This is a genomic window from Rhizobium favelukesii (assembly GCF_000577275.2).
In the GTDB taxonomy this organism is placed as follows: domain Bacteria; phylum Pseudomonadota; class Alphaproteobacteria; order Rhizobiales; family Rhizobiaceae; genus Rhizobium; species Rhizobium favelukesii.
Map to the genome: position 1 here is coordinate 1,062,236 of NZ_HG916852.1, position 21,056 is coordinate 1,083,291.

Consider the following 21,056-nt stretch of genomic DNA (forward strand, 5'->3'; position numbering starts at 1 on the left):
TGGATGTCAGATCAGACGAGGGCCTGTTTGCTCTGAGGAGCGGGCGAGGAAAGAGACGCGGCGATGTCTTCCATCGGCGCCAGATGTTCGAGCGGGCCGATGGCAGAGAGCGTCGGCACGGTATCGAAGAACAGGCGTCCTGCAAGATCCGTCAAGCGTTCGACCGTGATACCTTCCAACCGTTCCATCATCTCCGGGTTGGAAATAGGGCGGCCGTAGAGCATCATTTGCCTTGCGATCTGGCCGGCGCGGGCAGCCGGGCTTTCCTGGCCCATCAGCAGCTGGGCGCGGATCTGGGCGCGGGCGCGTTCGATTTCCTTCTGCTCGATGGTCGCTGCCGACTTGTGCAGCTCGTCAATGATAACGGGCACCAGTTCCGGCAGGTTCTCGCCACCGGTGGCGGCATGGATGCCGAAGATGCCGGTATCGGAAAAGCCCCAGTGGAAGGCATAGATGGAGTAGCAGAGGCCGCGGATCTCCCGCACTTCCTGGAACAGGCGGGACGACATGCCCCCGCCGAGGATGTTGGCGAGAATCTGCGAACAGTAGAAGTCGCGGGCGTGATAGGCCTTGCCTTCGAAGCCGAGCAAAATCTGCGCATCCATCAGGTCGCGCGTCTCGCGGATATTGCCGCCGATATATTTTGCCGGCTCCATGACGGGCGTTGCCGATGGAGAGGTCGGAAGGCTGGCGAAGCGTTCCTCGACCATGCGGACGAATTCGTCATGCTGGACGGCCCCGGTCGCGACGACGAACATCCGGTCGGTCGTGTAGTTGCGGCTGAGATAGCCGCGAATCTGCTGTGGCGTGAACGATACCACCGTCTGCGGCGTGCCGAGGATCGCCCGGCCGAGTGTCTGGTCGCGATAGGCGGTCTCGGAAAACTTGTCGAAAACCACGTCGTCAGGCGTGTCGTTCGCGGCGTTGATTTCCTGCAGGATGACCTGCTTTTCGCGCTCGAGTTCTTCCTCCTCGAAGGCCGATTCCGTCAGGATATCAGCAAGGATGTCGACCGCGAGCGGCACGTGGTCCTTGAGGACGCGGGCATAGTAGGAGGTCGTTTCCGTGGAGGTCGCGGCATTGACCTCGCCGCCGACATCCTCGATCTCTTCGGCGATTTCACGTGCGCTGCGGCGTGCAGTGCCCTTGAAGGCCATATGCTCGAGCAGGTGGGCGATGCCATGCTCGTCTGTCGTCTCATTGCGCGATCCTGATTTGATCCAAACACCCAGCGCAACGCTTTCCAGATGCGGCATGGTCTGTGTGACTACTGTCAGCCCGGATTTGAGCCGGGTGCACTCAACTGTCATTGGCTATCTTTCTGCGCCTGCGTTCCTTAGGCCCGAGCATGCTCGCCGATGAAGGTCTCAATGGCTTTGAGCTCAGGCTTCACAATCTGAAAGCGCTCCTCCTTGTGCATCAGATCAGCAAGCCACGTCGGAAGCGCGGGGTCAATACCGGAGGCCGATTTTACGGCGGCGGGGAATTTCGCCGGGTGTGCGGTGGCAAGGGTCACCATCGGCGTGTTCGGCTTCTCGTGCTTTGCTGCAACGAAGGTGCCGATCGCCGAATGCGGATCGAGAAGATAGCCCGTTTCGGCGTAGGTTTTCTTGATCGTCTGGGCGACCTGCTTCTCGCTGGCGCGGCCGGCGCGGAAGTCCTTCTTGATAAAGGCTAGCGCGTCCTTTCCAATTTCGAAGCCGCTGGACTGCTTCAGGCTGTCCATCGCTGCGCGAACCTTCGAGGCGTCGCGATCATAGGCTTCGAACAGCAGCCGCTCGAAGTTCGAGGAGATCTGGATGTCCATCGATGGCGAGGTCGTGGCCTTAACGGCCTTCATCTCGTAGCGGCCGGTTTTCAGCGTGCGGTCGAGGATATCGTTCTCGTTGGTGGCGACCACCAGCTTGCCGATTGGCAGGCCCATGCGCCTCGCGCAGTAACCGGCAAAGATGTCGCCGAAATTGCCGGTCGGTACGGTAAACGAGATCTTGCGATCCGGCCCGCCGAGCGCGATTGCCGTTGTGAAGTAGTAGACGATCTGGGCCATGATGCGGGCCCAGTTGATCGAGTTGACGCCGGAGAGCTTGACGCGGTCGCGGAACGGCGCGTCGTTGAACATCGCTTTGACGAGGTTCTGGCAGTCGTCGAAATTGCCTTCGACGGCAAGCGCGTGAACATTGGAGGCGGTGGAGGTCGTCATCTGGCGCTGCTGCACCGGCGAGACCTTGCCGTGCGGGAAGAGGATGAAAATGTCGGTGCGTTCGCGGCCGGCAAAGGCGTCGATCGCAGCTCCTCCCGTGTCGCCCGAGGTGGCGCCGACGATGGTCGCGCGCTGGCCGCGCTGTTCCAGCGCGTAGTCCATCAAGCGGGCGAGCAGCTGCATGGCGACATCCTTGAACGCCAGCGTCGTGCCATGGAAGAGCTCCATGATGAAGCTGTTCGGGCCGGTCTGCACGAGCGGGGCGATCGCCGGGTGGCGGAAAGTGCCGTAGGCCTCATCGATCATCGCGCGGAAGGTTTCGTCCGGAATTTCACCGTTGGTGAAGGGCGACAGGACCGCAAAGGCGACCTCCTGATAGCTCTTGCCGCGAAGCGCACGGATTTCCTTTTTCGAGAAATGCGGCCACTTGCGCGGTACATAGAGGCCGCCATCGCGCGCCAGACCCGCCAGCAATGCATCGCAGAAACCGAGGGAAGGGGCTTCGCCGCGGGTCGAGATATAATCCACTGTCGTTATCCTTGATGTGCCGGCCGGAGAAAGTCCGGGTTGGAGGGAAAGTAGGCCTCGCGCCGCATCTCGCTTGCTCTGCCGGCCGTCGCCTGCGATCCGGAAATGTGCATCAAAACGGTTCTTACCCAATCGATTTTTGTTTGCGCCGCTGATATAGACCATCGCAAACTGTCACGAAAGGCCTGCCATCAAGTGATTGGGCCTGCCAAAAAACTTTGTGGAGAGGGTGGAATAATCGTGCTTGGCAAGGTCTCGCGTCTCATCGTTTCGGCTTCGTTTGCGACAATGCTCGCCGGCTGCAATTCACTCGGCGTCGGCGGTGGCTCAGACAGCGCAACGGCACCAGCCCAGCCGAATGGCAATGGGCAGATCATGCCGCTGGCGCCGGCCAATCCGTCGTCCAACAATCCTTCGATCGGTACCGCCACGACTGCGTCGGGCACAACTGCCCCCGTCGTCCAGGGTGCGTGCCCGCAGATGTTCATGAAGGACAGTGATGCGATCTTCCGCACCTATGCGGGCGGCGCCAAGACCGGCGATGCGCAGAAACTCGCCTACCAGGCATCGATCGGCGACTACACGCGCCAGTGCAGCCTGAACGATACGAACCTGACGATGACCGTGGTAGCGCAGCTTCGCGTTCTCGCCGGTCCGAGCGGTGGTTCGTCCGGCAAGATCACACTCCCGGTTCGCATCACGGTCTACGACGGTGAGGACGCGCTCTACTCGGAGGTGACGAATTTCCCGGTCGAGGTCGGCTCAGGAGCCTCGCAGGCCTTGTTCCGCAAGGACGGCATCAAGCTGCCGGTCGGTTCCGGCGCGCTGGTTCGTGTGAACATTGGCTTCGACCAGGGGCCGGTGCCGACGAGCAAGAAAAAGAAGACCTGAGGAACGCCCGTGTTTCCGCATCGCCATGCTGGCCGGCGCGGGGAGAGCAGATCGCTTGAAAATCGGTATCGTATTGAATCCGGCGTCGGGCCGTCGCGGGAAGAGGTTGTTCTGGTCGGCGCTGCGGCGCGCCATCGAGGCGAGATTCACCGATCTTAGCCTGCGTGAAACCAAGGGTTTCGGCGATGCCGAACGCTTCGGGCGCGAGCTGGCGGATGACGGGGCCGATCTGGTGATCGCCGTCGGTGGCGACGGGACGATCGGCGAGGTCGCCGGCGGCATTCTGAAGTCGCATCGGCCGGCCACGGCTTTCTCTTTCATCGCCACTGGCACCGGATGTGATTTCGCCCGCAATTTTCCGATGTCGCGCGATCCTGCCAAGATTGCCCATGAGCTGATCTCTCCTTGCGTTCGGCAGATCGATGCCGGATTGCTCACCTGCGACGATGAGGACGGCGATACGGTCGCGCGCCACTTCGCCAACATCGCGAGCTTTGGCGTGTCCGGTCATATCGTGCGTGCCGTCAATGCGGCGCGCAGGGGCAGACGCCTGACGGGACCGACAGTTTTTTTCTTCCACAGCCTGCTGCAGATCCTGCGCTACAAGCCTCCCAATATCCGCCTTCGGCTCGATGAAGAGAATATTTACGAGGGTCCGATCACGGCGGTCGCCGTTGCCAATGGCGCCTGGTTCGGTGGCGGCATGATGGTGGCTCCCGACGCGGATGTCGCCGATGGCCTGTTTGACGTGGTCATCATCCGCGGTGCGGGCAGGCTGAAGGTGCTGTCGCTGATGAACAGCATCTACAGTGGCGGCCACCTCAAGAGCCCGCTTGTCAGCATCCATCGCGCCAGGCTCGTTGAGGCTTGGCCGATTGGCAAGGCCGCGGTCCCGATCGACAGCGACGGCGAGGCGCCCGGGCAGCTCCCGGCGCGTTTCGAGATTTTGTCGGGCGCCCTCAGCTTGAAAGTGTAGTCTTTGCGGAGGAATTTGTGACCGGCCTCGAAAACCGCCGCCTGGTCAAGCTGGGCGCCGGCGCACACTCCCCGCAGGAAGATCACCCGAGGGATCGGCAGGGCCGTGGCTCAGTGAATGACCGAACACGGCTTATGCAACAGCGCAGATCTGCGGGAAAGCAAAGGTTCGGAGCCAGATCCACGATGCCCCCTGTGGAATTGCGCGTGAGCCAGCGAAAAGCCGCTCGTTGCAGCAGGCCGCGAGCGGCTATCTTATGCGAAGTTCAACCCTTCTATGCGTGCCTGAACCGTCGCGCCGAGGTTGTTTTCGTGGCATTTCTCATAGAATTCCACCACGTGCTGTGCCATGTCGGCCGGGATTGCGACGAAATCCTGAAGCCGAAGGCCAGTTGATTTACCTAGCTCGGGATTCGCTAACTGTGCCTCGCTTAAATTTGCGACGCAGCCGGCCAATGCTTTGAAGTATAACAAGTTGTCGTTCACTGTCGAAGGAGAGAGCGTCCTTCCATGGGCAGGGATGACGAATTCTGCGTCCAAGTCGCGTATTCGTTTGAGGGATGAGCAGATCAGCCGAAGATCACGCGCATTTCTGCCCCAGACCTCCGGGATGGGGTGCTCCACGGCGTCAACGGCCAAGCACACGCGGATTTCAGGAATCCATACCGCAATATGGTCAGGCGTATGCCCCGGTGTATGAATCAATTCGAGCGTGAGATCGCCGCCATGAAGGACCGTTGAACCTGAAAAGGTAATGTCTGGACCTATGAGTTCGACGTTTCGAAATCGCGAATCCTCACGTGTCTTATCTTTCAGAGCTTGAAGAGAAGACGGATCACTCAACCGTTCACGCGCTGCAGCGTGGGCCACAACAAGGGCTTTCCCTGCAATCGCGGCGTTACCCCAGAAGTGATCCCAGTCCATGTGGGAGTTCACGACGACCAAGGGACGTGCGCGCACTTCCTCACCAAGTAGGTCCAGCGCCATCCGGCACTGCTCAGGCGTTCCGAGAGTGTCGATCAGGACGTTCAATCTCTCGGTGCGTACGAACATGGCATCAACTTCGTCTCCTGCCCTGACAACGGTGATCCGATCGTCGAGTTCGGGAAGAGAGCACAATTCCACGGAAACGTTCATGCGAGACAGCCCCACTGGACGGAGATTGTTGCTTCGATATCTGAATAGGTCCGCTTCGTCGCAGAGAGCAGACGTTCCGCTGCGACGGCGCAATTTATCGCAGTTCCCGCCGAAAAGGGGGCGCAGAGCTTCGACTTCTGGTACCGGCTGGGAACTAGCTTCGAATAGGGCTGGGCGCGAGCGCCGCCTGCGCTCGAGAGCAAGCTGAGTTACAAAACGCCTTCCCACTCGGCGAGTGCGGCGACGACGCCGGGCAGATCGCTCATGCGGGAAATCACCGTTTCAGCACCGGCATCGGTCAGTTTGTCGGCATGGGCGGGATAGGTGTGCGAGGCGCCGGTAAAGCCGATGACGCGCATGCCCGCAGCCCGCGCGGCGTGGATGCCATGAACGGAATCTTCGACGACAACGGCGCGATCAGGCGAAACGCCCATCTGCTTGGCGCCGTGCAGGAAGATATCCGGCTTCGGCTTCACGCGATCGGGCCCGAGGTCCTTCGCCGAGAAGATGTGGGGCGCAAAGAGGGGCTTCAAGCCCACCTTGCCGAGCATCATGTCGAGCCGCGCGCTGCCGGAGTTCGAGCAGATGCAACGCTTCAGCTTCAGTCGCGAAATCGCGGTTTCGGCGCCTGATATCGCCTGCACTTCTTGCTCCAGACGGAGATCGAGCAACGTCTCGGACTTATCAAGCAGGGAGGCCGGAATCGGAATGCTGGCCTCGCGCTCGACCTGGAAGAGAATGTTCTGCCAAGTCATGCCCGCGAAGCGCTCGCCCATTTCCTCGACGCTGATCGGGTAGCCCGCTTCGGTGAGAAGCTTGGATTCCACATCCGCAGCGATGATTTCCGAATCGACCAGAACGCCGTCGCAGTCGAAGATGATGAGGTCGAAGCCGTCCATTTACTCGCGCCTTGTTTGGGATGATGCCCCTTTACACGATGCCTGGGCGAAGCTCAACCGATAGCAGGGCATGGCTGGATTGCGCGCCGCGGGCGGCTTGGATCTTGCGGTCGTTCGCAGCTATTTGGTGGCGGGAAACAGGGCAAGAAACTGTCGTTCGCCTTCCGGGGAAAATATGACGGAGCGGCTTTCCGCGGTGCGACGGGCCCAACCCGTCTCCAGGAAATTGGAAAGCAGCGCCTTGCCGAGGCTGCCGGCCAGATGCGCCCGTCGCTCGCTCCAGTCCAGGCAAGAGCGGCAGAGCGGTCGGCGCGACGACTTCAGGGCGTGCACATCTATGCCGATGCGCTTCAGTTCGCTTTCGCCGTTCTCCGTTAATGCAAGGCCTTCGCCGATCGCATCGATCGCGCCCCGGGCAATCAGGCTGTCCAGCATCCGCACGCCGTAATCGCCGGCGAGGTGATCGTAGCAGATGCGGGCTTTGCGCAAGGCCGGCTCCTTCGGCCCTGGCTTGTGGCGCAGATGGCCGCGCCCTGCCGCAAAGCCCATGATGCTTTCCAGGAATTTGCCGACGCTGTCATCTGCCAAGGTGAAATAGCGATGGCGGCCCTGCTTGCGTTGCGCGAGGAGATTGCCTGCCTCGAGCTTGGCGAGGTGCGTGCTTGCCGTCTGCACAGTAATGCCGCCCACCGCTGCGAGCTCTGTCGCCGTCAACGCCTTGCCGCCCATTAGCGCGGTCAGCATGTTGGCACGGGCGGGGTCGCCGATCAGCGCACCGATCTGGGCTATGTCAGGTCCTTCATTCATACTTCGATCTTAACCGAAGCATCGTCGTCGGGCAATGTGCGAAAACTGTTTCCAGATAACAAGGAGACGACGATGATTACCTGTTTCATCCGCTATGAGATCGATCCGTTCAAGAAGGACGCCTTTGCCGAATATGCCCGCAACTGGGGCCAGGCGATCCCGCGCAATGGTGCCGATCTGATCGGTTATTTCGCACCGCATGAGGGCTCGGCGACGACCGCCTACGGCGTCTACAACATCGAGAGCCTCGCCGCTTACGAAGCCTATCGCGTTCGTCTTGCGACCGATCCGCTCGGCAAGGAAAACTACGAGTTTGCCAAACGCGAACGTTTTCTCCTGAAGGAAGATCGCATCTTCCTCAGGAACATTTCCCTGCCTCACGCAAAGCTGGTGATGCCATGATCGCTGTAATCTTCGAAGTTCTGCCCTTCATGGGCGAACGCCACACCTATCTCGATCTCGCCGGCGAGCTTCGGGGTGAACTGGAAAAGATCGACGGCTTCATCTCGATCGAGCGCTTCGAAAGCCTTACCAACCGCGGCAAGCTGCTCTCGCTGTCCTTCTGGCGCGATGAAGAGGCAGTAAGGGCATGGCGAAACCTGGAGGCACATCGCGCCGCCCAGCACGCCGGCCGCAACGGTATCTTCGCGGACTATCGGCTGCGCATCGGCCATATCGTCCGCGACTACGGCATGAACGAGCGAGCGGAAGCTCCCGCCGATAGCCGCAAGGAGCATGACGTCGCGGCTTAGATTAGGCCCCGTTCGCGAAACGCACAGAATGTCGATGGCGCCGCGGAGCCGCGCAATCTCATCGACGATTACACCCCAAAATATCTTGCCGGAGAGACCGTGATATTCGTGGCGTCCGCCGTTTCCGATTGCTTTGATCTGCGGCCAAGGAACCTCTGGACGGATTGCCTTGACGTCTTCTGGCAGGGCTCGGCTTGCGTGCCGGATTTCGCGCGGCATCAAAAGACCTGCCTGGTCGATTCTTCGATCCTTGATCGAAGGCGCGGATGCAAACCGTCACGCGTTGTAATGTCCACGGAGGCGTCAAGCCTTTCCCAGAGCATCAGCTTGATGCTGATCAGGTCGAAAGCGTTGAAACGACTGCTCGGGTCGTAATCGATGAACAATCGATATCACCTTCCCGTTCCGCCTCATCACGGGAGACCGAGCCAAACAGATAAAGCGAAGTAGCACCGAGTGCGCGGATCGCTTCGGCGTTGCTCTTCAATCGTTCGATTGTTCGCTCCTTCCCATGAAATCTGTCTCTAGCATTCCGCTGCGCTTTTCCACGAGACGAGTTATTTTCCTGAAATCGCTCATGCCTTCAGGCTTTGGTAACCAAACTGAGTAACCATAACAGACAGTAAAAGCGTAATGTGTATGAGCGAGTTTCCAGATGGCGTCAGTATTTCCGCTTGCCGATCTCAAGGCCTCCGCAAAGCCGGACTCCTGGATCGACACGATCATCAAGGGCGATTGCGTTGCTGCCCTTGAAGCCCTGCCGAACCATTCCGTAGACGTTATTTTCGCTGACCCGCCCTACAACCTCCAGCTCGGTGGCACCTTGCATCGTCCCGATCAGTCGCTGGTCGACGCCGTCGATGACGAATGGGATCAGTTTGCCTCCTTCGAAGCCTATGATGCCTTCACCCGCGCCTGGCTGCTCGCCTGCCGCCGCGTGCTGAAGCCGACGGGCACGATCTGGGTGATCGGCTCCTATCACAATATTTTCCGCGTTGGCGCCACGCTGCAGGACCTGACCTTCTGGATCCTGAACGACATCGTCTGGCGCAAGACCAACCCGATGCCGAACTTCAAGGGCCGTCGCTTCCAGAACGCGCATGAGACGATGATCTGGGCGAGCCCGAACGCCAAGGCCAAGGGCTACACGTTCAACTACGACGCAATGAAGGCGGCGAACGACGACGTGCAGATGCGCTCCGACTGGCTGTTCCCGATCTGCAGCGGCAATGAGCGCCTGAAGGGCGACGACGGCAAGAAGGTGCATCCGACACAGAAGCCGGAAGCGCTGCTTGCCCGCGTCATCATGGCCTCCTCGAAGCCAGGCGACATCATACTTGACCCGTTCTTCGGCTCGGGCACGACGGGAGCCGTCGCCAAGCGCCTCGGCCGCCACTTCGTTGGCATCGAGCGCGAGCAGGATTATATCGACGCAGCTTCCGCTCGCATCGAAGCGGTCGAGCCGCTCGGCAAGGCCGAACTGACCGTCATGACCGGCAAGAAGCAGGAAGTCCGCGTGGCTTTCAACGTGTTGGTCGAAAGTGGTCTGATCAAGCCCGGCCAGGTGCTGACCGATGCGAGACGCCGTTACAGCGCGATCGTTCGCGCTGACGGCACTGTCGCCTCCGGTGGCGAGGCAGGTTCCATTCATCGCCTTGGGGCAAGGGTCCAGGGTCTTGATGCATGCAACGGATGGACATTCTGGCACTTCGACGACGGGCAGTCCCTGCGCCCGATCGACGATTTGCGGTCCGTTATTCGCAGTGATCTGGCAAAGGCGGAATGACACCCGCTTCGACCTGACGAGACTGCCTTCTTCCGGTGTTTTGTACCTCCAGTTACGGAAGAAGGCCTGGCGCCCGGGGATCAACACCCCGGGCGCTCTTCATTTTGGCTCGCGCGGCGGCGCAATTCCGTGTCATGTATCGGCGACTGATGATCCGAAGCAGGCAAGGAACCCGCCATGTATTTTGCGATCATACTGTTGCTGATGCTTGTTCTGCCGTTGGGCTCCGTTGTCGCCGAAGCGCTCTGGAGCACAGATGCAAACCTCGTCTTCCTCGTCGGAAAATGGTTCGTCTTCTGGGGCGTAGGCCTGCGTCTGCTTGTTGCCAGCCTGAAGCAGATCATCAATCCGGCCTTCACGGCCGAGACGATTTTCGGTGTGACCGATCACAAAGCCCAGTCGCTGGTGCAGGAGATCGGCTTTGGCAACCTGTCGATCGGTATGTTCGGCGTGCTCAGCCTCTTCGAGCCGCAGTGGATTGTCCCGGCAGCGATGACCGGCAGCCTGTTCTACGGGCTTGCCGGTCTCAAGCATCTCCTTGAGCCGGCCAGAAACCGGTCGAGGAACATCGCCATGATCTCCGACCTGTGGCTCTCTTTTGTGCTCGTCTTCTATCTTTCCGCAGCGTTGTTTCAGAACACCTGATAGTCCGTCACTTCGACGTGGGTGACACGACCATCTTCGTTGAAGGTGATCGTCTCTTCGCCCTCCCGCACCAACGGTTTTCCCGTTTTGCTGTGCGTCGCGCGAACCGACCACACGGCGCGGCCGGCATTCGGGCTGACCTTCTCGACCAGCGTGTCGATTGCCGTCTGGTCCGGGTAGTCGTCGAAATACTTGCAGAAGGCGACCATGATGTCGGCTCGCCCGGAAAGGCTTCCAACACCATTCGAGACATAGGTCGCATCCTGCGCGAAGCAGTTCTCGATCGTATCGAAATCCAGCGCATTGATGGCGCCGTGGAAGCGCTTGATTTCCTCAACCGGATCGAATGCCATGGTCAGACCCTGACGCCGCGCGCTGCAAGATCGGCACGCAGCTTGTCGGCGCCGGTAAAGAGAACCGCATCCCAGCCGGCGGCTTTGGCGCCCTCGACGTTGGGGGCGGAGTCGTCGATGAAGATCGTCGCCGCCGGCTTGAGGCCGAAGCTCTTCGCATGCGTTTCGTAGATCGCGATATCGGGCTTGATCAGGCCGACGTCGCCGGAGACCGTGACGCCGCGCGGCTTGGTCAGGAACGGGAAGCGGACCTGTGCCTCGCGGAAGGTGTCGGATGCGAAGTTGGTGAGCATCGTCACATCCTTGCCGTCGGCAATCAGGCCCTCCATGATCGCGACGCTGTCGTCGTAGGAGTGCGGGACCATCTCATGCCAGTGCTTCCGGAACGCGCGGATATGCTCCTCACGATCCGGATGAACCTCGATCAGCAGGGCTTCGGCATCGGCCCAAGTGCGGCCGCGGTCCTGCTCGACGTTCCAATCATGGGTGCAGACATTCTCGAAGAACCACTTGCGCTCGCCATCATCAGGAATGAGGCGGCTGAATGGAATACTCGGATCGTAATGGATGAGAACTTTTCCGATGTCGAAAACAATATGATCAATGGGCATCGATTAATCCTTGGCATGTTTGAACGCGAGCGGGATAGCCGCGGCGATTGCTTTTTTCATGACAGTCGGCAGCGCCTGCGAGTCAAGATTTGTAACCGCTTCCCACCAACCGTTATCTGTTTGAATTAGAGAAGCGATCGCGGCCCGGTAGATCGAAAGCCGGAGTTCGAAATGGGTGAAGACGTGGATCACTGTCCCGCAAGGCTCCCAGGCTGCCGGGAAAGGCGCCGCATCGGCCGACGTCGCTCCGTCCTGTCGCGCCGTCCAATTCGTCGTCGGCACTTCGGTCATGCCGCCGAGCAGGCCGCTCTCGATGCGCCGCCGTAGCAAAATGTCGCCATCCGCCGTCACCGCGATGAAGGCTGCGCCATGGCGAACCGGCTTTTCTTTCTTGGTCGCCTTGACCGGGAAATGCTCGGGATCGTGCAGGCGCAACGCTTCGCACGATCCCCGGAAGGGACAGAGCGAACAAGCTGGCCGCTTCGGCGTGCAGATGGTGGCACCGAGATCCATCATTGCCTGCGCAAAGTCGCCGGGCCGGTGCTGCGGCGTCAGTAGCCCAACCTTCTGCTTGATCAGTGGCTTGGCTGTGGGCAGCGGCGCGGCGATCGCGAAGAGGCGGGAGATCACACGCTCGACATTGCCGTCCATGACCGCGGCTTGCCGGTTGAAGGCGATCGCCGCCACTGCGGCAGCGGTATAGTCGCCGATGCCGGGAAGCGATTTCAGACCCTCTTCGGTGCTTGGAAAGACGCCATCATGGTCGCGTGCCACGGCCTCGGCGCATTTCTTGAGGTTGCGGGCGCGGGCGTAATATCCGAGCCCGGCCCAAGCCGCCATCACGTCTTCGCTGGCGGCATCGGCAAGATCCCGCACGGTCGGCCAGCGTGCCAGGAAGTTGGTGAAGTAGGGCTTTACCGCTGGCACCGTGGTCTGCTGCAACATCACCTCGGAGAGCCAGACATGATAAGGATCGGCCTTGATGCCGCGCGCCGCCATCGGCGGCGAAACCCGCCACGGCAGGTCGCGATGGTGCCGGTCATACCAGTCGAGAAGGGGCTTGGCGGCGCGCGCGTCCAGTGTCGTCGATGTCATCATTTGCCGTCGTCAGGGGAAGTGCCCTATACTTGGCGAAGCAATGCCGCGCGATCAAGGCAGTGGCGCCGGATGGCAGCGCGATGTGAAGGTTTCGATGAGTTATCCACGCAAAGGTGAAAAGCAGATCTCCGAATTGGCGAACGGGCTGATCGATCCGGTGCTTGCAAAGCGCGCCGGCATCAACACGGCGCTGCTCGGCTCGTGGGACGAGATCGCCGGCGCGGAATTTGCCGATTGCACCCGGCCCGAAAAGATTGCCTGGGCGCGCGGCAATGATGACGGAGGCTTCCGCCCAGGTGTGCTCACGATTGCCTGCGAGGGCGCCCGAGCACTCTTTTTGACCCATGCGCAGGGCGAACTCATCCAACGCGTCAACAGTTTCTTCGGCTTCGCCGCCGTTCACCAGATCCGCATCGTCCAGAAGCCTGTTTATCAGGCGGTCAAGCGCTCCCGCACGCCCCCGCCTCTGAAGGGTGCGGCGGCCGCAAGGCTGGAGGATATGATGGAGGGCATCGAGGGCGACAGGCTGCGCGAAGCGGTGAAGCGTCTCGGCACGGCCGTGCTGGGGAAGCGCGGTCGCTAGCGCCTTCCAAGTATTGTCGCGGCAATTCTGTCCGATTTAATCTGGCCGTCCAACCAAGGTCACAATTCTTTGAAGAAAGTTGGCGAAGCGTGCCTTGTTCAGGGCTTCGAGCCGTTATATCGCACTGTCAGCCACTACTCTCATTCATGGGGAACTTCATGCCGATTTCCGAAATGCAACTGACGAAACGCCAGCTCCTGGGCGGCGTGGCTGCCGCGACCGCGTCGACCCTGGCCGGTTTCGGCACCGCGCGTGCCGCCACCGAAATGCCGCAGTCCGATGGCGACGTCGACATGGCCGCCGTCCTGGAGCCGGGCGAGTTGCCGGAAATGGCACTCGGCAAGGAAGACGCCCCGGTCAAGATCGTCGAATACATGTCGATGACCTGCCCGCACTGCGCCCACTTCCACACGACGACCTTCGACGAAATCAAGAAGAAGTACGTCGATACCGGCAAGGTGCGCTTCATCATCCGGGAATTCCCGTTTGATCCGCGTGCGGCTGCCGCCTTCATGCTGGCCCGCTGCAATCCTTCCAAGCCGGAAGAATTGAGCACGGCCGAACAGTATTTTCCGATGGTCGCCATGCTGTTCAAGCAGCAGCAGACCTGGGCTGCCGCGGACGATGGCCGCGCTGCACTGCTTCAGATGTCCAAACTTGCCGGATTTACTGAGGATAGCTTCACGAAGTGCTTGACGAACCAGAAGCTGCTGGATGAAGTGAACGCAACGCGGGAAAGGGGTTCCAAGGAGTTTGGCGTCAATGCCACGCCGACTTTCCTCATCAACGGCAAGCGCTATTCTGGAGACATGACGGTTGACACCATGTCGGCCCTTATCGAGAGCCTGCTCTAGCCTGAACCGTATCCGATCGACGGGCGACGGCGGAAGCCGTGCGCCCGTCGTTTGCTTTGTGCCGCGCGGGGGCGCCGCATGAAGTTCAACAAGCTTCGCGTCGTCGGCTTCAAGTCTTTCGTCGAACCCACCGAATTCATCATCGAGCGTGGATTGACCGGTGTCGTCGGCCCGAACGGTTGCGGCAAGTCGAACCTCGTCGAAGCGCTCCGCTGGGTGATGGGCGAGAATTCCTACAAGAACATGCGTGCGTCCGGGATGGACGACGTCATCTTCTCCGGCTCCGGCAATCGTCCTGCCCGCAACACCGCCGAAGTCGCTCTCTATCTCGACAATGGCGAGCGCACCGCGCCTGCCGCCTTCAACGATAGCGACGAAATCCAGGTCACTCGCCGCATCGAGCGCGAGCAGGGGTCGATCTATCGCATCAACGGCAAGGAAAGCCGCGCCAAGGATGTGCAGCTTCTCTTCGCTGATGCCTCCACCGGCGCCCGTTCGCCGTCGATGGTGGGGCAGGGGCGTATCGGTGAGCTAATCTCGGCAAAGCCGCAGGCCCGCCGCCAGCTCCTGGAAGAGGCAGCTGGCATTTCCGGCCTGCATTCGCGCCGGCATGAAGCCGAGCTTCGCCTGCGTGCTGCCGAAAGCAATCTCGAACGCCTCGACGACGTGACCTCTCAGCTTGAGAGCCAGATCGAGAGCTTGAAGCGTCAAGCCCGTCAGGCGAGCCGCTTCAAGTCGCTGTCCGCAGATATCCGCGCCCGGGAGGCGATGCTTCTGCATATCCGATGGGTTCAGGCCAAGGAAGCGGAAGCCGAGGCAGATAGCGCGCTCAATCAGGCCACGGTCATCGTCGCCGAGAAGGCGCAGATGCAGATGGAGGCTGCCAAGGCCCAGGGCATTGCGAGCCTCAAGCTGCCGGAACTGCGCGAGGGCGAAGCGCGTGCCGCCGCCGCGCTGCAGCGCCTGCAGATCGCCAAGACGCAACTCGAGGAGGATGCCAACCGCATCCTGCGCCGTCGCGATGAACTGACCCGCCGCCTTGCGCAGCTCGGCGAGGACATTCGCCGCGAGGAGCGGCTGGTCGCAGACAACGCCGCGATCTTGGCGAGGCTCGATGCCGAAGAGACCGAAATTGCCGAGATCCTTGCCGATTCCGGTCGGCTTGCCGAAGAGACGCGCGGGGCTTTCGAAGAGGCGGCCGCCAAGCTTGCCGACAGCGAGCGTGTCTTTGCAGTGCTGACCGCCGAACGCGCCGAGGCTGCAGCCGGGCGCAACCAGCTCGAGCGCGCCATCCGCGACCTTGCCGATCGCAAGATGCGCCTTGAGCGGCAGATGGACGAGGCCAATCGCGAGCTCTCCGCAATCGGCGAAACGATTGCCAGCCTACCCGATCCGGACAAGAAGCGGGCCGTGGTGAAGGCGGGCGAGCAGGCTGTTGCCGAGGCGGAAGCCGCGATCCAGGGTGTCGAGCAGGCCTTGGCCGCTGCCCGCCGGACCGAAGCTCTTTCCCGATCACCGGTCGATCAGGCGCGCGCCAAGCTGAACGCCATCGAAACCGAAGCCCGGACCATTTCGCGCATGCTCGCTGCCGGTGCCGCCGCAGGCGAATTTGCGACGGCCGCCGATCAGTTGCGCGTCGACCGCGGCTTTGAAACGGCGCTCGGCGCCGCGCTGGGCGACGACATTGAATCCCCGCTTGATCCCAAGGCGCCGGCTCATTGGTCTGGCAATGGCGACGGTGCCGCGGATGAAGCGCTGCCAGCCGGCACGACGCCGCTAATTGACTATGTTCGCGCCCCTGCCGCGCTAATGCGTCGCCTGAAGCAAATCGGCCTTGTCTCCAGTTCGGATGCTGCAGCCTTGATGAGGGACCTTAAACCCGGCCAGCGTCTTGTGACCAAGGAGGGCGCCGTCTACCGCTGGGACGGCCATGTCACCGGTGCCGATGCCCCGAGCGCGGCCGCGCTGCGGCTGGCGCAGAAGAACCGGCTCGCCGAACTGGAAAACGAAGCCGCACTTGCCCGCGACTTACTCACCGAAGCAGAGGAACGGTTGGCGGGTGCCGTCGATGCCATTGGCCTTCAAGAACAGCGCCTCGCCGAGGCGCGTGAAACAAGCCGCATCTCCGCTCGGCAACTCGCCGAGGCGCGCGAAGCGCTGGCCGTGGCGGAACGAGCCTCCGGCGATCTCATCCGTCGCCGCGATGTCATTGCCGAAGCGGTCAGCCAGCTTCAGATCCAGCTTGAGGATCTCTCTGTCCAGGAAGAGAACGCCCATATCGAGCTGGACGATGCCCCTGATCTAACGGCGATCGACGAGCGGCTTCGGTCGCAGCAGGTCGAGGTCGCGACCGACCGGGGCGCGCTCGCCGAAGCACGGGCCCGCCATGAAAGCCTCGACCGCGAAAACCAGGCCCGCCAGCGCCGCATCGTTGCCATCGGGCAGGAACGCGAGACCTGGCGCCAGCGCGCCGCGAGCGCCGAGGATCACATCGCCACGCTTCGCGACCGCGAGGAGGAAGCGCGCGAGGAAGCGGCCGAGCTCGAAATGGCTCCCGATGAGTTCGACGACAAGCGACGCGCGCTGTTGAACGCACTCCAGAAGACCGAGGATGCGCGCCGCCACGCAGCCGATGTGCTTGCCGAAGCCGAGCTCGTGCAGCGCGATGCCGACCACAAGGCGGCGACGGCTCTCTCCGAGCTCGCCGAGAGCCGCGAGCGCCGCGGTCGCGCCGAAGAACGCCTGGTATCCGCCCGTGAAAAGCGGCAGGAAACGGAGGCGCGAATTCGCGAGACCCTGAACGTCGCGCCCCATGAGGCACTTCGGCTTACCGGACTGGAGTCGCTGCAAACAGCACCTGACCTTCGCGAGGTCGAGCGCGAACTCGAGCGCCTCAAGATGGAGCGCGAGCGACTTGGCGCGGTCAACCTGCGCGCCGAGGAAGAACAGGAGGAGCTGAGCGGGAAACTCGAGGCACTGATCAAGGAGCGAGACGACGTGATCGACGCGATCCGCAAGTTGCGTGGCGCGATCCAGAGCCTCAATCGCGAGGGCCGCGAGCGGCTGATCGTTGCGTTTGATGTCGTCAACGGCCAGTTCCAGCGCCTCTTCACCCATCTTTTCGGCGGAGGCACGGCCGAACTGCAGCTGATCGAGTCCGACGATCCGCTCGAAGCCGGTCTCGAAATCCTCGCCCGTCCGCCAGGCAAGAAGCCGCAGACGATGACGCTCCTTTCGGGCGGCGAGCAGGCGCTAACGGCAATGGCGCTGATCTTTGCGGTCTTCTTGACCAATCCGGCACCGATCTGCGTTCTGGACGAAGTGGACGCCCCACTGGACGACCACAATGTCGAGCGCTATTGCAACCTGATGGACGAAATGGCTGCGTCCACCGAGACGCGTTTCGTCATCATCACGCACAATCCGATCACCATGGCGCGCATGAACAGGCTGTTCGGCGTGACGATGGCGGAGCAAGGGGTATCGCAGCTCGTGTCCGTCGATCTTCAGACGGCTGAGCAACTGCGTGAGATCGCCTGAGCAAGCGGCCGAGAAAAGCCCAAAAAAAGTCTGCCGGAATTGGGATATCTCCCCCTTCAGATGATGTTTTCGTACCGATCTTGTATTAGAGATTGCTTCATGTCGCCGCCGAATGACCGCGAAAGCGTATCGGCAGCAGAGTTTCCTGCGCGACGCGCTCGGAGCAATACGCTTTTGGCTCCGACAGTCGTATGGGCGGAACCCCCCGTCCGGTTTTCCTGGCCGGACGGACATAAGGCTTTGCGGGACTTTGTTGCAGTCCCGCAAAGCTTTTTTTCCCTTCAATTGCTTCAGTCTGTCGCAGTTATTGTGCGTCGCAACATTTCGGCCGCATTTGTCGATTTTCATTTCAACACCAACGGATTAAGTTGATCCGGATTTGGTGTTGGGGGGAATATGACCAAGTGGGTCTATACATTTGGCAGTGGTCAGGCAGAGGGCAGTGCCCTCGACGGTGAGCGCTTGGGCGGCAAAGGCGCAAACCTCGCGGAGATGTGCAATCTCGGCCTTCCTGTCCCTCCCGGTCTGACGATCATTGCTGACGCCTGCTCTGCTTACTACAAGAACGAGCGCCAGATTGCCGAAGAGCTGAAAGTGCAGGTCCGCGCCGGCATCGAACGCATCGAGGAAATCACCGGCCGTCGGTTCGGTGCGGGTGATCGGCCGCTGCTGCTGTCCGTGCGCTCCGGAGCGCGGGTTTCGATGCCAGGAATGATGGACACCGTCCTCAATCTCGGCCTCAACGACGAGACCGTCCAGGCGCTCGGCCACGACGCCGGCGACGCACGTTTCGCCTGGGATAGCTACCGGCGTTTCATCCAGATGTATGCCGACGTCGTCATGCGTCTCGATCATGAGGTGTTCGAGGAGATACTCGAGGATGAGAAGGCGCGCCTTGGCTATGAGTTCGACACCGAAATGACCGCCAGCGAATGGCAGCACGTGGTCTCGCTCTACAAGAGCGTGATTGAGGAAGAACTGGGTTTGGAATTTCCCCAGGATCCCGAGGTGCAGCTTTGGGGGGCAGTCGGCGCCGTATTCGCCAGTTGGATGAGCGCCCGTGCCGTTACCTATCGCCAGCTTCACAATATTCCCGAAGGCTGGGGAACGGCGATCAACATCCAGGCCATGGTCTTCGGCAATCATGGCAATTCGTCCGCGACGGGTGTTGCCTTCACGCGCAATCCTTCGACGGGCGACAAGTCGCTCTACGGCGAATTCCTCGTCAATGCGCAGGGCGAGGATGTCGTCGCCGGCATCCGCACGCCGCAGAGCATTACCGAGGAAGGCCGTATCAGTTCCGGCTCCGAGCGGCCGTCCATGGAAAAGCTGATGCCGGATGCCTTCAAGGAGCTGTCGCGCATCTGTTCCGAGCTTGAGACGCATTATCGCGACATGCAGGACATCGAGTTCACCATCGAGCGCGGAAAACTCTGGATGCTGCAGACGCGGTCCGGCAAGCGCTCCACGCGCGCGGCGATGAAGATTGCCGTCGACATGGTAGATGAGAAGGTGATCACCGAAGAGGAGGCGGTGCTGCGCATCGAACCTTCGTCCCTGGATCAGCTCCTGCATCCGACGATCGATCCGCGTGTTGCACGCGAGGTCATCGGCAGCGGCTTGCCGGCGTCGCCCGGCGCAGCCACCGGTGAAATCGTCTTCACGGCCGAGGAGGCTGTGACGGCGTCCGATGAGGGGCGCAAAGTCATCCTGCTGCGCGTCGAGACCAGTCCCGAAGACATCCATGGGATGCATGCAGCCGAGGGCATTCTGACGACGCGTGGCGGCATGACCAGCCATGCCGCTGTCGTCGCGCGTGGCATGGGTATCCCCTGTGTCGTCGGGGCCGGCAGCATGCGCATCGACGCCCGCAACGAGCGCCTGATTGGCGTCGGTGTCACGCTGAAGAAGGGCGATGTCATCACCATCGACGGCTCGGCTGGACAGGTGCTGAAGGGCGACGTGCAGATGGTCCAGCCTGAGCTTTCGGGTGATTTCGGGCGCATCATGCAATGGGCCGATCGGGCACGCCGCATGACCGTGCGCACAAATGCCGATACGCCGGCAGATGCGCGCGCAGCTCGCTCCTTCGGGGCCGAGGGCATCGGCCTTTGCCGCACCGAGCATATGTTCTTCGAGGGCGACCGCATTCATCTGATGCGCGAGATGATCCTTGCTGAGGACGAGACCGGCCGCCGTACCGCTCTCGACAGGCTGTTGCCGGTGCAACGGCACGATTTCACCAGCCTGTTCAATGTCATGCACGGACTGCCGGTGACGATCCGGCTGCTCGACCCGCCATTGCACGAATTCCTGCCGAAGACGGACGAGGAGATCGCCGACGTTGCCGCTGCGATGGGCATGGACGCGGCGGCGCTGCGCCTGCGCGTCGATGCGCTGCACGAATTCAATCCGATGCTCGGGCATCGCGGCTGCCGGTTGGCAATCTCCTATCCTGAAATTGTCGAAATGCAGGCGCGCGCCATTTTCGAGGCGGCCGTCGCGGCAGCCCATGAAACGGGTGCGGCTGTCGTGCCAGAGATCATGGTGCCGCTTGTCGGGCTGCGCTCGGAACTGGACTACGTCAAGGAGCGCATCGATGCCATCGCCGGGGACGTAATGGCGGAGGCGGGTATGCGGATCGATTACTTGGTCGGCACGATGATCGAACTGCCGCGCGCAGCTCTCAGAGCCCATATCATTGCAGAAGCGGCGGAATTCTTCTCCTTCGGCACCAACGACCTGACGCAGACGACCTTCGGCATCTCGCGCGATGATGCATCCGCCTTCATTCCCACCTATCAGCGCAAGGGAATCATCGAACACGATCCCTTCATTTCGCTGGATTTCGATGGTGTCGGGGAGTTGATCCGCATTGCCGCCGAACGCGGCAGACGGACGCGCAACGACATGAAGCTCGGAATCTGCGGCGAACATGGCGGCGATCCCGCATCCATCCATTTTTGCGAGGAAATTGGATTGGACTACGTGTCCTGTTCACCCTTCCGCGTGCCGATTGCGCGGCTGGCCGCGGCGCAGGCGGTGATTACCAATGGCGCCAGTATCGGCGGCCATAGTAAGGATGGTCGAGATCGTAAGCCATCTGCATCATGAGCATATCACTGTCGTAGCGGGCCTGTGCACGGCGATAGAGATCGATGCGTTGCAGGCACGCCGCAAAGCCATCCGTGCCACGTCTGAAACCATAGTGTAGGCATTGCGTCTCGTCGGCGGCGTGCCGCTGCTCCGGCGTCAGCGTTTGACATGCCGAGAGGCAAGTGGCGGCTGCGGCAAGTGCGAGAGATAAAGCGAGAATGCGCATCGGCGTGTCTTTGCAACGAAAATTCCCCACAGGCAGATGACGCTGATCGCGGCTTACAGTCAACTAAAAGAACGG

Annotated in this window: 19 protein-coding genes; 10 read left to right on the forward strand and 9 right to left on the reverse strand. The window is 61.2% G+C overall.

Annotation, left to right across the window (positions count from 1 at the left end; genetic code table 11):
- Positions 1-11: 11 nt before the first annotated feature.
- Together LPU83_RS43615 and thrC are read right to left on the reverse strand one after the other, a co-directional pair.
- Positions 12-1,310 (reverse strand): M16 family metallopeptidase, encoded by a 1,299-nt coding sequence (locus LPU83_RS43615; protein ID WP_024315824.1) that lies wholly within the window; start codon positions 1,308-1,310, stop codon positions 12-14.
- Between the two features lie 26 nt (positions 1,311-1,336).
- A complete protein-coding gene (gene thrC / locus LPU83_RS43620; RefSeq protein ID WP_037070204.1) occupies positions 1,337-2,728 on the reverse strand; it encodes a threonine synthase in 1,392 nt (463 codons plus the stop codon).
- Between the two features lie 237 nt (positions 2,729-2,965).
- Between thrC and LPU83_RS43625 the strand changes: the two genes are divergently transcribed.
- Positions 2,966-3,619, forward strand: coding sequence for a hypothetical protein (locus LPU83_RS43625; RefSeq protein ID WP_024315822.1), 654 nt, complete (start codon positions 2,966-2,968; stop codon positions 3,617-3,619).
- Positions 3,620-3,674: 55 nt separating this feature from the next.
- Positions 3,675-4,595, forward strand: a complete 921-nt coding sequence (locus LPU83_RS43630) for a diacylglycerol/lipid kinase family protein (protein WP_024315821.1) — start codon at positions 3,675-3,677, stop codon at positions 4,593-4,595.
- A 254-nt stretch (positions 4,596-4,849) separates the two neighbouring features.
- Here the strand turns inward: LPU83_RS43630 and LPU83_RS43635 are convergent, their stop codons facing one another.
- From LPU83_RS43635 to LPU83_RS43645, 3 genes are all read right to left on the reverse strand, one after another.
- Positions 4,850-5,731, reverse strand: coding sequence for an MBL fold metallo-hydrolase (locus LPU83_RS43635; protein ID WP_024315820.1), 882 nt, complete (start codon positions 5,729-5,731; stop codon positions 4,850-4,852).
- 209 nt (positions 5,732-5,940) lie between these two features.
- Entirely contained in the window at positions 5,941-6,630 is a 690-nt protein-coding gene (locus tag LPU83_RS43640) for an HAD family hydrolase (RefSeq protein ID WP_024315819.1), read from the reverse strand.
- A 120-nt stretch (positions 6,631-6,750) separates the two neighbouring features.
- A complete protein-coding gene (locus LPU83_RS43645; protein WP_024315818.1) occupies positions 6,751-7,437 on the reverse strand; it encodes an ArsR/SmtB family transcription factor in 687 nt (228 codons plus the stop codon).
- A gap of 72 nt (positions 7,438-7,509) precedes the next feature.
- Here LPU83_RS43645 and LPU83_RS43650 point away from each other — a divergent pair, with 72 nt between their 5' ends.
- The 4 genes from LPU83_RS43650 to LPU83_RS43665 all read left to right on the forward strand — a co-directional run bounded on the left by LPU83_RS43650 (position 7,510) and on the right by LPU83_RS43665 (position 10,620).
- Positions 7,510-7,839, forward strand: coding sequence for an NIPSNAP family protein (locus tag LPU83_RS43650; RefSeq protein WP_024315817.1), 330 nt, complete (start codon positions 7,510-7,512; stop codon positions 7,837-7,839).
- Positions 7,836-8,189 carry an antibiotic biosynthesis monooxygenase family protein gene (locus LPU83_RS43655; RefSeq protein ID WP_024315816.1) on the forward strand — a complete coding sequence of 118 codons (354 nt, stop codon included), beginning with the start codon at positions 7,836-7,838 and terminating at the stop codon, positions 8,187-8,189. Before LPU83_RS43650 ends, LPU83_RS43655 begins: the two co-directional genes overlap by 4 nt.
- A 655-nt stretch (positions 8,190-8,844) precedes the next feature.
- Entirely contained in the window at positions 8,845-9,975 is a 1,131-nt protein-coding gene (locus LPU83_RS43660; RefSeq protein WP_024315815.1) for a site-specific DNA-methyltransferase, read from the forward strand.
- A gap of 177 nt (positions 9,976-10,152) precedes the next feature.
- On the forward strand, positions 10,153-10,620 hold the full coding sequence (locus tag LPU83_RS43665) for a DUF6790 family protein (protein WP_024315814.1): 468 nt from the start codon (positions 10,153-10,155) through the stop codon (positions 10,618-10,620).
- Here the strand turns inward: LPU83_RS43665 and LPU83_RS43670 are convergent.
- The 3 genes from LPU83_RS43670 to mutY are packed head-to-tail and all read right to left on the reverse strand — an operon-like array spanning position 10,608 to position 12,679.
- Positions 10,608-10,973, reverse strand: a complete 366-nt coding sequence (locus LPU83_RS43670; RefSeq protein WP_024315813.1) for a nuclear transport factor 2 family protein — start codon at positions 10,971-10,973, stop codon at positions 10,608-10,610. The two genes, LPU83_RS43665 and LPU83_RS43670, sit on opposite strands and share 13 nt — an antisense overlap.
- A 2-nt stretch (positions 10,974-10,975) precedes the next feature.
- Positions 10,976-11,584 carry an HAD family hydrolase gene (locus LPU83_RS43675; RefSeq protein ID WP_024315812.1) on the reverse strand — a complete coding sequence of 203 codons (609 nt, stop codon included), beginning with the start codon at positions 11,582-11,584 and terminating at the stop codon, positions 10,976-10,978.
- A gap of 3 nt (positions 11,585-11,587) precedes the next feature.
- Positions 11,588-12,679 carry an A/G-specific adenine glycosylase gene (gene mutY, locus LPU83_RS43680; protein ID WP_024315811.1) on the reverse strand — a complete coding sequence of 364 codons (1,092 nt, stop codon included), beginning with the start codon at positions 12,677-12,679 and terminating at the stop codon, positions 11,588-11,590.
- A gap of 97 nt (positions 12,680-12,776) precedes the next feature.
- On the opposite strand from mutY, the gene LPU83_RS43685 reads away from it, so the two are divergent.
- From LPU83_RS43685 to ppdK, 4 genes are all read left to right on the forward strand, one after another.
- Entirely contained in the window at positions 12,777-13,265 is a 489-nt protein-coding gene (locus LPU83_RS43685; protein ID WP_024315810.1) for a DUF721 domain-containing protein, read from the forward strand.
- 158 nt (positions 13,266-13,423) lie between these two features.
- The gene (locus LPU83_RS43690) at positions 13,424-14,119 is read left to right on the forward strand and encodes a DsbA family protein (protein ID WP_024315809.1); all 696 of its coding nucleotides are present in this window, start codon (positions 13,424-13,426) and stop codon (positions 14,117-14,119) included.
- Between the two features lie 78 nt (positions 14,120-14,197).
- On the forward strand, positions 14,198-17,659 hold the full coding sequence (locus LPU83_RS43695; RefSeq protein ID WP_024315808.1) for a chromosome segregation SMC family protein: 3,462 nt from the start codon (positions 14,198-14,200) through the stop codon (positions 17,657-17,659).
- 396 nt (positions 17,660-18,055) lie between these two features.
- Positions 18,056-20,773, forward strand: coding sequence for a pyruvate, phosphate dikinase (gene ppdK, locus LPU83_RS43700; RefSeq protein ID WP_024315807.1), 2,718 nt, complete (start codon positions 18,056-18,058; stop codon positions 20,771-20,773).
- On the opposite strand, the gene LPU83_RS74030 is transcribed toward ppdK, so the two are convergent.
- Positions 20,706-20,981, reverse strand: coding sequence for a hypothetical protein (locus LPU83_RS74030; RefSeq protein WP_082321173.1), 276 nt, complete (start codon positions 20,979-20,981; stop codon positions 20,706-20,708). The two genes, ppdK and LPU83_RS74030, sit on opposite strands and share 68 nt — an antisense overlap.
- Positions 20,982-21,056 lie beyond the last annotated feature (75 nt).

Excerpts from the sequence above, each read along its gene's own strand:
- LPU83_RS43615 (WP_024315824.1), bottom strand. The coding sequence starts at position 1,310 with ATGACAGTTGAGTGCACCCGGCTCAAATCCGGGCTGACAGTAGTCACA.
- LPU83_RS43635 (WP_024315820.1), bottom strand. The coding sequence starts at position 5,731 with ATGAACGTTTCCGTGGAATTGTGCTCTCTTCCCGAACTCGACGATCGG.
- LPU83_RS43640 (WP_024315819.1), bottom strand. The coding sequence starts at position 6,630 with ATGGACGGCTTCGACCTCATCATCTTCGACTGCGACGGCGTTCTGGTC.
- LPU83_RS43645 (WP_024315818.1), bottom strand. The coding sequence starts at position 7,437 with ATGAATGAAGGACCTGACATAGCCCAGATCGGTGCGCTGATCGGCGAC.
- LPU83_RS43650 (WP_024315817.1), top strand. The coding sequence starts at position 7,510 with ATGATTACCTGTTTCATCCGCTATGAGATCGATCCGTTCAAGAAGGAC.
- LPU83_RS43655 (WP_024315816.1), top strand. The coding sequence starts at position 7,836 with ATGATCGCTGTAATCTTCGAAGTTCTGCCCTTCATGGGCGAACGCCAC.
- LPU83_RS43660 (WP_024315815.1), top strand. The coding sequence starts at position 8,845 with ATGGCGTCAGTATTTCCGCTTGCCGATCTCAAGGCCTCCGCAAAGCCG.
- LPU83_RS43665 (WP_024315814.1), top strand. The coding sequence starts at position 10,153 with ATGTATTTTGCGATCATACTGTTGCTGATGCTTGTTCTGCCGTTGGGC.
- LPU83_RS43670 (WP_024315813.1), bottom strand. The coding sequence starts at position 10,973 with ATGGCATTCGATCCGGTTGAGGAAATCAAGCGCTTCCACGGCGCCATC.
- LPU83_RS43675 (WP_024315812.1), bottom strand. The coding sequence starts at position 11,584 with ATGCCCATTGATCATATTGTTTTCGACATCGGAAAAGTTCTCATCCAT.
- mutY (WP_024315811.1), bottom strand. The coding sequence starts at position 12,679 with ATGACATCGACGACACTGGACGCGCGCGCCGCCAAGCCCCTTCTCGAC.
- LPU83_RS43685 (WP_024315810.1), top strand. The coding sequence starts at position 12,777 with ATGAGTTATCCACGCAAAGGTGAAAAGCAGATCTCCGAATTGGCGAAC.
- LPU83_RS43690 (WP_024315809.1), top strand. The coding sequence starts at position 13,424 with ATGCCGATTTCCGAAATGCAACTGACGAAACGCCAGCTCCTGGGCGGC.
- LPU83_RS43695 (WP_024315808.1), top strand. The coding sequence starts at position 14,198 with ATGAAGTTCAACAAGCTTCGCGTCGTCGGCTTCAAGTCTTTCGTCGAA.
- ppdK (WP_024315807.1), top strand. The coding sequence starts at position 18,056 with ATGACCAAGTGGGTCTATACATTTGGCAGTGGTCAGGCAGAGGGCAGT.
- LPU83_RS74030 (WP_082321173.1), bottom strand. The coding sequence starts at position 20,981 with ATGCGCATTCTCGCTTTATCTCTCGCACTTGCCGCAGCCGCCACTTGC.